Annotated in this window: 11 protein-coding genes; 3 read left to right on the forward strand and 8 right to left on the reverse strand. The window is 68.3% G+C overall.

What is annotated here, in order from left to right; genetic code table 11:
- Position 1: 1 nt before the first annotated feature.
- Positions 2-2,047, reverse strand: a complete 2,046-nt coding sequence (locus tag ACL00U_RS01980) for a cytochrome c oxidase assembly protein (RefSeq protein ID WP_262118333.1) — start codon at positions 2,045-2,047, stop codon at positions 2-4.
- A 52-nt stretch (positions 2,048-2,099) separates the two neighbouring features.
- Positions 2,100-3,191: an N-acetyltransferase family protein gene (locus tag ACL00U_RS01985; protein ID WP_412873750.1), complete on the reverse strand. Its 1,092-nt coding sequence runs from the start codon at positions 3,189-3,191 to the stop codon at positions 2,100-2,102.
- 83 nt (positions 3,192-3,274) lie between these two features.
- On the opposite strand from ACL00U_RS01985, the gene dcd reads away from it, so the two are divergent.
- From dcd to ACL00U_RS02000, 3 genes are all read left to right on the forward strand, one after another.
- Complete coding sequence (gene dcd / locus ACL00U_RS01990; protein ID WP_412873751.1) at positions 3,275-3,862, forward strand: dCTP deaminase; 588 nt, start codon at positions 3,275-3,277, stop codon at positions 3,860-3,862.
- 82 nt (positions 3,863-3,944) lie between these two features.
- The gene (locus ACL00U_RS01995; protein ID WP_214585093.1) at positions 3,945-4,460 is read left to right on the forward strand and encodes a helix-turn-helix domain-containing protein; all 516 of its coding nucleotides are present in this window, start codon (positions 3,945-3,947) and stop codon (positions 4,458-4,460) included.
- On the forward strand, positions 4,457-4,804 hold the full coding sequence (locus tag ACL00U_RS02000) for a DUF86 domain-containing protein (protein WP_412873752.1): 348 nt from the start codon (positions 4,457-4,459) through the stop codon (positions 4,802-4,804). Before ACL00U_RS01995 ends, ACL00U_RS02000 begins: the two co-directional genes overlap by 4 nt.
- A gap of 378 nt (positions 4,805-5,182) precedes the next feature.
- Here the strand turns inward: ACL00U_RS02000 and ACL00U_RS02005 are convergent, their stop codons facing one another.
- From ACL00U_RS02005 to ACL00U_RS02030, 6 genes are all read right to left on the reverse strand, one after another.
- Positions 5,183-5,359, reverse strand: a complete 177-nt coding sequence (locus tag ACL00U_RS02005) for a hypothetical protein (RefSeq protein ID WP_412873753.1) — start codon at positions 5,357-5,359, stop codon at positions 5,183-5,185.
- A gap of 497 nt (positions 5,360-5,856) precedes the next feature.
- Positions 5,857-6,960: a sugar-binding protein gene (locus ACL00U_RS02010; protein ID WP_056069643.1), complete on the reverse strand. Its 1,104-nt coding sequence runs from the start codon at positions 6,958-6,960 to the stop codon at positions 5,857-5,859.
- A gap of 62 nt (positions 6,961-7,022) precedes the next feature.
- Positions 7,023-8,315, reverse strand: a complete 1,293-nt coding sequence (mmsB, locus tag ACL00U_RS02015; protein ID WP_056069640.1) for a multiple monosaccharide ABC transporter permease — start codon at positions 8,313-8,315, stop codon at positions 7,023-7,025.
- Entirely contained in the window at positions 8,312-9,835 is a 1,524-nt protein-coding gene (gene mmsA / locus ACL00U_RS02020) for a multiple monosaccharide ABC transporter ATP-binding protein (protein WP_042538695.1), read from the reverse strand. The genes mmsB and mmsA overlap by 4 nt, the downstream gene beginning before the upstream one ends.
- 546 nt (positions 9,836-10,381) lie before the next feature.
- A complete protein-coding gene (locus ACL00U_RS02025; protein ID WP_017886425.1) occupies positions 10,382-11,401 on the reverse strand; it encodes a LacI family DNA-binding transcriptional regulator in 1,020 nt (339 codons plus the stop codon).
- A 116-nt stretch (positions 11,402-11,517) separates the two neighbouring features.
- Positions 11,518-12,567, reverse strand: a complete 1,050-nt coding sequence (locus tag ACL00U_RS02030) for a magnesium and cobalt transport protein CorA (protein WP_017886424.1) — start codon at positions 12,565-12,567, stop codon at positions 11,518-11,520.
- Positions 12,568-12,689 lie beyond the last annotated feature (122 nt).

Genomic DNA, 12,689 nt, shown 5'->3' on the forward strand with positions numbered 1-12,689 from the left:
GTCAGTCCCGCTTGCTCATCGCCGCCAGGCGCTCGTTGTAGGCCTTGAGGTCGGCGTCGCCGTCGCGCTCGGCCTTGCGGTCGAGGCGCTTCGCGTCGCGCTTGTCCGAGCGCATCCAGTTGCGGACGACCAGCAGGGCCACGAACACCATCGGGAGCTCCGACGCACCCCAGGCGATGCCGCCGCCGGTGTGCTGGTCGTCGAGCAGTGCGGCGTCGTTGGTCTGTCCGAGCGCGTGGAACCAGTCGATCGCGAACACCGACTGCGACGTCATGACCGCGACACCGAAGAACGCGTGGAACGCCAGGGTGGCCAGGAGCGTGATGATGAGCATCGGGTACGGCGGACGCTTCGGGCCCGGGTCGACGCCGACGAACACCCAGAAGAACAGGTACCCGCTCAGGACGAAGTGGACGATCATCGCGACGTGCCACTCGTGCGACTGCATCGCGGCCTGGTACGCCGGGGTGAAGTAGAACACCACGAGGGACCCGGCGAAGATGATCCCGGCGACGGCGGGCTTGCCGAGGAACTGCATCCAGCGGGAGTGCACGAAGAGCATGAGCCACTCGCGGGCGCCGCGGGAGCCGTCGTTGCGGACCGGCAGCGTGCGGAGCGCGAGCAGTACCGGGCCGCCGAGCACGAGCGGCAGCGGCACGAACATCATCAGCAGCATGTGCTGGAGCATGTGCGACGAGAAGTGGATCATGCCGTAGACCGCGGGGCCGGCCGACGTGGTCCAGATGAACAGGGCGCAGCCGATCAGCCAGGCGATGGTGCGGCCGACGGGCCAGGAGTCACCGCGCTTCCGGAGCTTGCGGACCGCCAGCAGGTACCAGACGGCTCCGACGACGGCCAGGCCGAGCCAGACCCAGTCGATGTGCCACTGCGTCAGGTAGGTCTGCGCGGTCTGCGCCGGCGGGAACGGGAAGCCGATCAGACCAGAGCGGGTGTCCTCGCCCGTCGCCGGGGTCTGCGGGATCGGCGGCTGCGACCGGGACACGGCGACCGAGACGCCGATGGCCACGGCCATGAACACGATCTCGGCCAGGGCGAACCGGGTGAACAGGCGACGGTCGAGCGGCGCACGGAGGAGTCCGGGCACGAGCTTCCGGCGCTGCACGAGACCGGCGACGCCGAGCAGGACGAGGATGACCGCCTTGACCGTGATGAGCCAGCCGTAGGTCGTCGTGAGCAGGTCGAGCGGACCGGTCAGCCGGAGCGACGCGTTCACGATGCCGGAGAACGCCACGGCCCCGAAGGACCAGCCGGCGAGCGTCGAGTACCGGGCGATGACCCGGCCCGTCGCACCCTTGGTGCGCGTGCGGAGCAGGACCACGGCGACCAGGCCACCGGCCCACACGCACACCCCGACCAGGTGGATCGCGAGCGAGTTCACCGCGTTCGCGTGCTCGAGCGACCCGGCCGCGTGGCCGGACAGCGCAAGGGGGAGCAGGGCGAACAGGCCGATGACGGTGGCGAACGCCAGGGTCGTCACCCGGGTGGCGACGGCGGCCACCACCGTGGCGATGAGGATCGCGGCCGCGGACACGACGAGGGCCTGACCGATCTCGACCTGGAACGCGAAGAGCATGAAGTTGCGCGCGAACACCGGGCTGGTGAGCGGGACGCCCAGCGTGTTCGCGCCGGTGAGGACGATGCTCACCGCTGCGGCGAGGAACCAGACGGCGCCGGTCGCTGCGGCCCACCGGGTGGCCCGGTGCTGCACGCTGGACAGCGCGCCGTGGTCCTTCTTCTGCGCGGGAAGCGCGAAGGCGGCGACGATGAGGAGCCCGATCGTGAGCGCCGCCATCGTGTCGTGCACGACGCGGGCGATCGGCAGGCCGTACTCGACGAGCTCGCCGGCGGACACCAGCTGCTGACTCGTGCTGAAGGCGCCGGTGATCGTCAGCCCGAGGAGCGAGCACGCGACGGCCAGGGGGATCGCGATGACCAGGACCGTCGCGACGGTGGACGAGCGCCCGGTGGCAGGGGCGGCGTCCGGTGCTGACCCGGTGGGCTGGGTTTCGGGTGACGTGACGGTCATGACCGTCCAATGGTAGGCGTGTCGGCTGGCAACCGGCCCCTCGGATGCGCGCTCAGACCCGCCGTTCCCAGACGCCCGCGCAACCGACGCCGACGAACCCCACGGCCTCGTTCACGTCGAGCATGTGGCGGTTCTCCTCCGCGTTGAACGTGATGATCGAGGGGTGCCCCGGATGTTCCTGTTGGACCGTCTCGATCCCGACCGCCTTCAGGAGCCAGCCGAGCCGGTGCCCGCGGTGTTCCCGGACCACCAGGGTGTCGCCCTGCATCACCGGCTGGGTGCGGGGACCGGGTACGGCGAGCTGGGTGAACCCGACGAGTGACCCGGTCGACGTGTCCTCGACCACGACGGTGCGCATCGTCCGGGGTCCCTCCTCGAGGTGCTGCTCGTGCGTCCGGAGCCGCTCGAGGGTCCAGGCGTCCTCGGGCTCGGTCATGTCGCCCGACGGGGCGTCGGTGCTCATCCGGGTCAGCAGGAGTGCGAGGTCCGACTGCCACCGATCGGGTGTCGGTCCTGTCCAGGTGTGCACGCGGTAGTGGTCACCCGACGCGGCGTCCGCAGCCGCACGGACGTCGGCCACCGCGGCCTCGGCGGCCGGGAGCGCGAGACGGCTGATCCGGTCGACCTGTCCGAGCCGCCAGCCTCGACGGGTCAGGAACCGGACCGCTGCCTCGTCCTCCGGTACGGCCCCGAAGCCCGTGGGCGCCTGTCGGTACCCGGGGCCGGACGCCGGGCCGACCTGCCGTGAGACTGCGTAGGCCTTCCACTGCGTGCGTCCCTGACCCCGGGCGACGTCCTCCAAGTGCTCGGCCAGGAGCGTGCCCACGCCGCGACCTCGGTGCTCGGGTGCGACGCTGACCGCGATCCAGCAGTTCGGGGCGTCCGCAGTCGCCTTCGAGTCGTACGAACCGGCTCCGACCGCGGGCCCCTCGTCGTCGCGGACCAGGAACAGTCGGCTGGGGGCATTCGGGTCGATCAGGTAGGGCAGCTGTTCCTCGGGGGTCCAGAGCAGCTCGGGCAGGTGCGTGGTCGCGACCTCGGCCCGGTTCTGCACGTCGACCCACTCGCGGAACACCGAGACGACCGCCGGGTCGTCGGCCATCGAGGCGGGGACCGTGATCTCGTCGACGGTGTACGTGGTCATCACTGCTCCGAACGCCGCCTGCCCCGGTGGTGGGCAGCCTGGCAGCATACCGGCGGGACGTACGCTGCCGCTAGGCTTCGTCCGTGCTGCTCTCCGACCGCGACATCACCGCCCAGCTCGCCGAAGGCCGGATCGGCCTCGACCCGCACGACGCCTCGCTCGTGCAGCCGTCGAGCATCGACGTCCGGCTCGACAAGTTCTTCCGGTTGTTCGACAACCACAAGTACCCGCACATCGACCCCGCCGTGGACCAGCCCGACCTGACCCGCCTGGTCGAGACCGACCCGGACGAGGCGTTCGTGCTGCACCCCGGCGAGTTCGTCCTCGGTTCCACGTTCGAGGTCGTCACGCTGCCCGACGACATCGCCGCGCGGCTCGAGGGCAAGAGCTCGCTCGGCCGGCTCGGACTCCTGACCCACTCGACCGCGGGCTTCATCGACCCCGGGTTCTCGGGGCACGTGACGCTCGAGCTGTCGAACGTGGCGACGCTGCCGATCAAGCTGTGGCCGGGGATGAAGATCGGCCAGCTCTGCTTCTTCCAGCTGTCGAGCCCGGCCGAGAAGCCCTACGGCTCGGCCGAGTACCAGTCCCGCTACCAGGGCCAGCGCGGCCCGACCGCGTCCCGCTCGTCGCAGAACTTCCACCGCGCGGACGTCTCCGACCCCCGCTGACCCGCGCTGGTCCGTACCGTCCCTCGCGCCCCCGTCGATCAGACCGGCGGACGAAATGTCGCATGCTGTGTATCGTTGCAGCATGTCCGCTGAACCTCCTCGGCCTGCGACGCCGCTGTCCGCCGCCGTGCTCATCCGCGACGCCCGCGAGCGGGCCGAACTGACCCAGGTCCAGCTCGCCCGACGTGCCGGCGTCACACAGAGCGTCATCAGCACGTACGAGAACGGTCGGCGCGAACCGTCCCTCGCGGCGCTGCAGCGGATGCTCCGCGCCGCGGGCTTCACGACGAGCATCGACCTGCAGCCCGTCGAGGAACCACCGCCCCTGCGTGACCGTGTCACCGCCGCTCGGCAGGACCTCATCGCGATCGTCGAACAGTTCGGCGGTCACCGTCCGCGGCTCTTCGGCAGCGTCGCCAGGGGCGAGGACGGCCCGGGCAGCGACGTCGACCTGATGATCGACCTCGACCCGGGGCTCGGCATCTTCGCGCTCATGCGGATCCAGGACGCCGCCGAGCGGCTCCTCGGTGTCCGCGTCGACGTGGTCGACGCGGCGGGCATGAGCGGCGAGGTCGTCCGGGCCGCGGTGCCCCTGTGAGCCATGGGCCGACCACCCGTCGCGACGTCCGCGACCGACTCGATGACGTCATCGGCGCCTGTGCCGCGATCCGGCGCTACGTCGACGACCGCCGCTTGCCCGAGGACCTGGTGCACGATGCCGTGCGGATGCGACTGGTCGAGATCGGTGAGGCGGTGCGGACGCTCCCCGCCTGGGTCACCGCGAGCGAGCCCGGCATCCCCTGGTCGCGGGTGTCCGACCTGGGGGAACGGCTCACACGCCGGTACTTCGACACCACCCGTGCGCTGGTGGTCGGCACCGCGCGGACGGACGTCCCGCACCTCGCCGACGCCGCGAGGCGGCTGCGCGCCGCCCATTATTGAAGGGGGGGCTCCGCACCCAGCGCAGCCGGGCGGGTGGTCAAGGACCTTTCTGCATTTGCTGTTGCCAACGTATGTCTTGATCACGAAAGAACTGCGCGTAACACGGATCCACGACATCAGCATCTTCGGCGGCGAAAGAATACTCGATGCCTGAATCGTCTCGTCCGCCTGTGATCAGTTCTGCTCCTCCACGGTGAACGCATGCTCGGAAAGACCTAAACGCTGCGTCGTACTGACGCAGCGTTATGGAGCCCTCTGTGGGCGGCGAGATTAACTGCGTGCTATCGGTATCCGAAGTCGCGCCTTCTCGGGCACCCGCGCAGGCGGTGGCCCCCATCGCAATGATGAGGGCCACCGCGACCGTGGCGAATGCGCGTCTCACTGCGAGAAGATCGGTTTCTGGCCCGCGACGCCGGCGACGTAGTAGTGGTCGGCCTGGAAGACCGGGTAGCCGGGATTGGCTTGCTTGATGGTCAGCACGTAGTTGCCGCTGATCTTCCACTTCGTGATGTAGGCCTTGCCGCCCGTTGCGGTGTAGTGCTGACGAACCGCCACCTTGAGTGCGTCCTTACACCCGGTGGCGTTCGTGTCTGCTCCGCCACGCGCGGAGGAATGTCCGACGACCGAACCGCCTGGACATGTCTGAGCGGCAACACCGACGGCCTGAGCCGGAAGGCTTGCTGACCCCACCAAGGCGGCTGCTGCGACGAGCACCGCGGTTGCTTTCAACGAAAACTTCATAAAGATCCCCTTTGATCCTGAGGTGCTGAGTCCAGCGCCGTACGAAATCTATGGCTGCTCTGGACGGGGCGCTAGTCGAACATTTCGCGGACTCGCTCCGTACCCTGCTTCCTGCATGGCAGCCGCAACTGAACGTATAACTCTGAAGTTCCACTCACCTAGACGATTGATCACCTGAGTTGCTCGTCTCGGCCCCCTCCCGCTGTCGGAACGTCGAGGTGTGTCCGTAGTGATCTGGTGATCGAATTGGGATGAACAGGACGGCCCCGTCTCGCCGAGGCGAGACGGGGCCGTCCGTGGTTCTGGGGAGATCAGCCCTTCTTGGCGAGCTCCTCGAGGGTGTCGTTGCCCTTGTAGGCCTCGACGGCGTTGTCCTTGGTGACGAGGACCGGTGCGAGCTCGATCGCGGGGACCGTCTTCACACCGTTGTAGTTGTTCGTCTTGTCCATCTTGGTGTCGGGCTTGTCGCCCTTCGACAGGGTGGAGACGAGGTCGACGGCAGCCTGGGCTTCCTTCGTGGTGTCCTTGAAGATCGTCGAGTACTGCGTGCCCTGCATGATGAGCGGGATCGACGCGGTCTCGGAGTCCTGACCGGTCACGACGGGGTTGTCCTTGCCGGCGGCCTTGGTCGCGGTGAGGATCGCACGGGCGAGGGTGTCGTTCGGCGACAGGACGCCGTCGAGCTCGGTGTCACCCGTGTAGTACTGCGCGAGCAGGTCGGTCATGCGCGACTGGGCCTTCTGCGCGAGCCAGCCCTGCGTGACGACCTTCTGGAACGTGGTCTGACCGGAGACGACCTTGATCGTGCCGTCGTCGATCTTCGGCTGGAGGACGTCCATCGCACCGTTGAAGAACACGGTGGCGTTGGCGTCGTCCGGCGAACCGGCGAAGAGCTCGACGTTGTACGGCTTGTCGCCCTTCTTCTCCTCGAGGCCCTTGAGCAGCGCCTCGGCCTGGAGCTGGCCGACCTTGAAGTTGTTGAACGCCACGTAGTAGTCGACGTTCTTCGTGTTCAGGATGTTGCGGTCCCAGGCGATGACGACGGCGCCCGAAGCCTTGGCCGACTTGACCTGTGCCGTCAGCTGCGAACCGTCGGCGGCACCGATGATGACGGCCTTGGCGCCCTTGGTGATCATGGTCGCGATCTGGCCCTGCTGGTCCGGAACCGGTCCATCTGCCTTCGCGTACTGGATGTCGGCCTTGAAGCCGGCGTCCTCGATCGACTTCTTGAACGCTGCGCCCGCGAGGACCCAGTTCTGCGAGGTCTTGGCCGGCAGGGCGACACCGATGAGGTCGCCCTTCTTGATGGTGCTGCTGCTGCCGGCGTCGTCGGACGAGCCGCGTGCCGAGCAACCGCTGAGGGCGAGGCCCGCGATGAGCGCCAGGCTGAGGCCGGCGACGATCTTCTTGCGCATGTGAGTGCTTTCTCTTCGTTGAGGAGGTGTGGGGCCGAGGCCCCAGTGTGGGGAGTTTGGGACTAGGGGAGGGTCGGCTTGTCGGGCTGATCGTCGATCGACCGCGGCTGCTGGGCGGCCACCGTGTTCTCCTCGGTGTCCTTCCGCTGGAACTGCCGCATCATGCCCCCGATGAGGGACGGACGACCCTGCGACTTCGAGTAGACGTCGAAGGCGACGGCGACGAGCAGGACGAGACCGCGGATGATCTGCACCTTGTTGGACTCGAGGCCCATCAGCTGCAGGCCGTTCGACAGCAGCGCCATCACGAGACCGCCGATGATCGAGCCGGAGATCGTGCCGACACCACCGGCGACGGCTGCACCACCGACGAACACGGCGGCGATCGCGTCGAGCTCCCAGCCGGTGCCGTCCGCGGGGCCCGAGGCGCCCGAGTAGGCGACGAACACCATGCCGGCGATCGCGGCGAGGACCGACATGTTCATCATGACGAAGAAGTTGACCTTCTTCGCCGAGACGCCGGACAGGATCGCGGCGTTGGCGTTGCCACCGACGGCGTAGACCTGGCGACCGAAGATCGTGTTCTTCGTGACGAAGCCGTAGACGATGGTCAGGACACCGAGGATGATCGCGACGATCGGGACCGAGGTGCCGACCGGACCGGCGCCGAACAGGTACGTGGCGACGAGCGTGACGGCGACCAGGATGCCGGTGCGGACGATCGAGACCCACAGCGGCGGGACCTCGGCCTGCATCTTCCGGCGGCGGGCACGGCCACGGGCCTCGATGATGATGAGCGCGAGGATCGTGACGAGCCCGATGAGCAGCGTGCCGTTGCTGTAGCCGAAGTCGGGGCCGAAGTCACCGAGGAAGCCGGCGCCGATCGGGGTGAAGTCGTTCGGCACGGGGACGGACGTCGAGTTGCCGATGATCTGGTTCACGCCACGGAAGATGAGCTGACCGGCCAGCGTCACGATGAAGGCCGGGACCTTCACGAACGCCACCCAGAAGCCCTGCCAGGCGCCGATCGCGGCACCGCAGGCCAGGCCCAGGATGATCGCGGCCCACACCGGGAAGTTCCACACGGACATCGACTGCGCCACGACGATGCCGACGACGGCCGCGACCGAACCCACCGACAGGTCGATGTGCCCCGCGATGATGACCATGACCATGCCGAGCGCCAGGATCAGGATGTAGGAGTACTGCAGGAACAGGTTGATGACGTTGGTCGGCTCGAGGATGAGCCCCTTCGTCGTGACCGCGAAGAACGCGAGCAGCACGATGAGGGCGATGATCATGCCGTACTGGCCGATCGAGTTGCCCTTGCCGAAGAGCAGTTTCAGGTTGTTCATGAGGCGGTGGCGCCCTTCCGCGCGGAGGTCATGCTGCGCATGAGCGATTCGGGATCGGCCTGGTCGGCCGGGAGGTCAGCGGTGATCTGGCCCTCGAAGATGGTGTAGATCCGGTCGGAGAGACCGAGGAGTTCGGGCAGCTCGGACGAGATGAGGATGATGCCCTTCCCCTCGGCCGCGAGCTGCTGGATGATCCCGTAGATCTCGAACTTGGCGCCCACGTCGATGCCGCGGGTGGGCTCGTCGAGGATCAGGATGTCCGGGTCGGTGAACATCCACTTGGACAGGACGACCTTCTGCTGGTTGCCACCAGAGAGCTTGCCGACGTTGTCCTCGACGCTCGGCACCTTGGTGCGGAGCATCTTGCGGTACTTCTCGGCGACGGAGTACTCCTCGAGCGAGTCGACGACACCGGCCTTCGAGATCTTCTGCAGGTCGGCGGCGACCGTCGAGCGCTTCACGGTGTCGAGCAGGTTCAGGCCGAGCGCCTTGCGGTCCTCGGAGACGTAGCCGATGCCGTTCTCGATCGCCTGCTGGACGTTCGTGACCTTGATCTCGCGGCCGTCCTTGATGATCTGGCCGTCGAGCCAGGTGCCGTAGGAGCGACCGAACAGGCTCATCGCCAGCTCGGTGCGTCCGGCGCCCATCAGGCCGGCGAAGCCGACGATCTCGCCCTTGCGGACGTGGAAGTTCGACGCCTTGCAGACCAGACGCGACGGGTCGATCGGGTGCTGCACGGTCCAGTTGCGGACCTCGAAGAAGGTCTCGCCGATCTTCGGGGTGCGGTCGGGGAAACGCGACTCGAGCGAGCGGCCGACCATGCCGCGGATGATGCGGTCCTCGTTGACGCCGTCCGCCTTGACGTTGAGCGTCTCGATGGCCTTGCCGTCACGGATGATCGTGATCTCGTCCGCGATCTGCTCGATCTCGTTGAGCTTGTGGCTGATGATGATGCTCGCGATGCCCTTGGCCTTCAGCCCGACGATCAGGTCGAGCAGGTGCTGCGAGTCGTTCTCGTTGAGCGCGGCGGTCGGCTCGTCGAGGATCAGCAGCTTGACGTCCTTGTGCAGGGCCTTCGCGATCTCGACGAGCTGCTGCTTGCCGACACCGATGTTCTTGATCTGCGTGTCCGGGTCGTCGGCCAGGCCGACGCGGGCGAGCAGGTCCTGCGCACGGAGCTGCGCGGCGGTCCAGTTGATGACGCCAGCGCGGCTCGGCTCGTTGCCCAGGAACAGGTTCTCGGTGATCGAGAGCTCCGGGACGAGCGCCAGCTCCTGGTGGATGATGACGATGCCGGCCTGCTCGGACTGCTTGATGTTCGAGAAGCGGACTTCCTCGCCCTCGTAGACGATCTCGCCGCTGTAGGTGCCGTACGGGTAGACGCCCGACAGGACCTTCATCAAGGTCGACTTGCCGGCGCCGTTCTCGCCGCAGATCGCGTGGATCTCGCCGGCGCGGACGCTGAGGGAGACGTCGGCCAGCGCCTTCACACCAGGGAACTCCTTGGTGATCGAGCGCATCTCGAGGATGGTCTCGGGTGCGGTGATCGACCGGGTCTCGAGGCCGGTGTCGATCGGGGTTGACGCCACAGTGCATCTCCTTCTGCCGCTTCGGTGCGGCAGTGTGTTCGGGTGGTTCTGCTGCGGCAGCGAAAGCACAGGGGGCCTGTGTGGACTTCGTTGTCGCGTCCGGATCCGGCGCGGTGTGACGCTCATGTGAACGGTCACATCGGCTGGACGGAGGCAATTTACGCACAGCCTCGGTGCGGCTGTCAATTCGGATTGGTCGCGTTTTCGTAACGGCGTGCGTGATCCGGAGGGAACGTCCCCCGGGCTGGGGCCAGGGGCCTCCGGAGCACGCGTTCGTTGCGTGGATCCGCATGCTGCGGACGGGAGGCGCGTGGCGGCGCCGCCACGGGCCTCCCGTCCGGTTCGTGGGCGCGTCCGGAGCCGCGCTCGCCGTGTCGGAGCGGGCGTCCCTGGTGCTTCCGGGCGTCCCTGGTCGGAAGTTCGTGCCAGGGATGCCCGTTTGCGGCAGGTGCTCCGCCGCCGCCGGCCCCGAGCGCGTCAGCGCGTGCGGGGTGCGCTCGTGGAAGCGCGCACGACCAGCTGCGGGACGATGTCGATCGGGCGGAGGAGCTCGCCCTCACTCGGCAGCAGCAGGTCCACGCAGCGACGCCCGAGCTCGGCGAAGTCGACCTGCACCGTGGTGAGCGGCGGCCAGAAGTGCTTCGCCTCGGGGATGTCGTCGTAGCCGACCACGGACAGGTCACCCGGGACGTCGAGCCCGTACGAGCGCGCCGCGTGCATGACGCCGAGCGCCATCTGGTCGTTCGAGCAGAAGATCGCGGTGCAGTCCCGCCACCGCAGCAGCTCGCGGCCGGCGTGGTAGCCGAAGTCGGCGGTCCAGTCGCCCAGGATCGGCGGGGCGACGGCCATGTCGCGGTCGGACATCTCGCGCAGGAACCCCTGCATGCGGGCGTCGGCCTCGATCCAGTCCTGTGGGCCGGCGATGTGCCGGACGTACTCGTGTCCCAGGTCGAGCAGGTGCGCGGTCGCGAGTCGTGCGCCCTCCATCTGGTCCACCCACAGGGCCGTCGGGTCCTCGCCGACGCTGGCACGCATGGTGACGTAGGGGGTGCGGATTCCGAGCTCGGCGATCAGGTCGAAGACCCGCTGCTGGGGCGCGATGACGACGATGCCCTCGACGTCCAGGTCGAGCAGGTGTCCGAGCCCTTCGCGCACGGCGGCGTCGGTCGCCTCGGCGATGTTCGCCGTCGTGACGGAGTAGCCGCGCAGCATCGCGGCGTCCTCGATCGCCTGCAGTGCGACCGCGGGACCGTAGTGGGCGCGACGGGCCGTCAGGACGCCGATCGTGTGCGTCCGGCTCGTCACCAGGGCGCGCGCGGCCCGGTTCGGCCGGTACTGCAGCTGCTCCATGGCCGCCAGGACCTTGTCCCGCGTCTCGGCCCGGATCGCGTCCGAGTTGTTCAGCACCCGCGAGACGGTCTGGTGCGAGACGCCCGCGATCCGTGCGACGTCACGGATGCTGGGCGAACGCGGTTGCTGTGTCCGCGATGACGCCATTGCTGCTCGTTTCCGCCCGGGTGTCGTGGCACATCGATGTGCACGTTCACATCCGGGCCAGATCATTATGCACGTCCAGCGGATCGGCGCCACCTGTGCGCCGATCCGCCGTCCGCTCAGAGCCAGTTGCGCTTGCGGAAGATCGCCCAGAGCACGCCCATCAGCAGGAGCATGCCGAGGATCGCGACCGGGTAGCCGTAGTGCCAGTGCAGCTCGGGCATGTGGTCGAAGTTCATCCCGTAGACACCGGCGATCAGGCCGGGCGCGAACAGGATCGCCGCCCACGACGAGATCTTCTTGACCTCCTCGCCCTGGCGGTGTGCTGCCCGGGCGAGTTGCCGGCTCTCCTCGCCCTGCGCCAGGCTCGCGCTGGTCATCCGCCGCATCGCCTCGTTCTGCTCCTGCGACACCAGGGTGGCGTGCAGGGTCAGGGCGTTCTCGAGCAGGGCGCGGAACGAGTCGACCCGCTCGGTGACGCGGAGCGCGTGGTCGTGCACGTTGCGGAGCCGGTGCTGCACGTCGTCGTCCACGCCGTACTTGTCGGCACCGCGGAGCAGCCCGGTCACCATCGCGGGCACCGGGGTGGTCGCGCGCTGGAACGCCAGGACCTCGCTGAGCAGCTGGTATATGCGCTTCGAGACCCCGGGGTCGACCTGCCCGGCGAACAGCTGGTCCTCGATGGCGTCGATCTGCTCCTGCAGCACCTGGACGACGGGCCCGTACCCGTCGACGACCTCGTCGAGCACGGCCGCGGTGACCGCCTCGGACCCCTTCGCCAGGAACTCCGGGTCCGCCTCGACCTGTGCCCGCAGTGCCGCCAGGTCGGGGCGCGCGGCGTGCCGGACGCTGACGACGAAGTGGTCGCCGACGAACAGGTGGACCTCGCCGAACTCCACGGTGCCCTCGGACGGGTCGAACCAGGCCGGCCGGAGCACCATGAACAGGGTGTCGCCGTACCGCTCGAGCTTGGCGCGCTGGTGCCCCTTGCGGGCGTCCTCGACGGCGTTCTCGTGCAGGTCGAACTCGGTGGCGACGGCCTCGAGCTCGTGCGGGTCGGGCCGGAGCAGCCCGATCCAGGTCAGGTCACCACGAGCCGGGCGCGACAGGGTCGACGGAGACTCCACGCGGCGTCCCCGGACGTAGATCGCGTTGTCGATCAGTGCCATGTGCGTGCTCCTTCGGTGGGGAGCAGGCGGGCGCGATGGCACCCCGGAGGCGATCCGGGGCGGGGCAGGGTCAGCGAACGGGCGCGACGACCGACACGGGCGGCCGGCCCGATCGAGGATGG

The sequence above is a fragment of the Curtobacterium poinsettiae genome, from assembly GCF_047226435.1.
Taxonomy (GTDB): Bacteria; Actinomycetota; Actinomycetes; order Actinomycetales; family Microbacteriaceae; genus Curtobacterium; species Curtobacterium poinsettiae.

What these genes read in the sequence shown, in the direction of transcription:
- ACL00U_RS01980 (WP_262118333.1), bottom strand. Translation starts at nt 2,047, where the DNA reads ATGACCGTCACGTCACCCGAAACCCAGCCCACCGGGTCAGCACCGGAC.
- ACL00U_RS01985 (WP_412873750.1), bottom strand. Translation starts at nt 3,191, where the DNA reads ATGACCACGTACACCGTCGACGAGATCACGGTCCCCGCCTCGATGGCC.
- ACL00U_RS01995 (WP_214585093.1), top strand. Translation starts at nt 3,945, where the DNA reads ATGTCCGCTGAACCTCCTCGGCCTGCGACGCCGCTGTCCGCCGCCGTG.
- ACL00U_RS02010 (WP_056069643.1), bottom strand. Translation starts at nt 6,960, where the DNA reads ATGCGCAAGAAGATCGTCGCCGGCCTCAGCCTGGCGCTCATCGCGGGC.
- mmsB (WP_056069640.1), bottom strand. Translation starts at nt 8,315, where the DNA reads ATGAACAACCTGAAACTGCTCTTCGGCAAGGGCAACTCGATCGGCCAG.
- mmsA (WP_042538695.1), bottom strand. Translation starts at nt 9,835, where the DNA reads ATGCGCTCGATCACCAAGGAGTTCCCTGGTGTGAAGGCGCTGGCCGAC.
- ACL00U_RS02025 (WP_017886425.1), bottom strand. Translation starts at nt 11,401, where the DNA reads ATGGCGTCATCGCGGACACAGCAACCGCGTTCGCCCAGCATCCGTGAC.
- ACL00U_RS02030 (WP_017886424.1), bottom strand. Translation starts at nt 12,567, where the DNA reads ATGGCACTGATCGACAACGCGATCTACGTCCGGGGACGCCGCGTGGAG.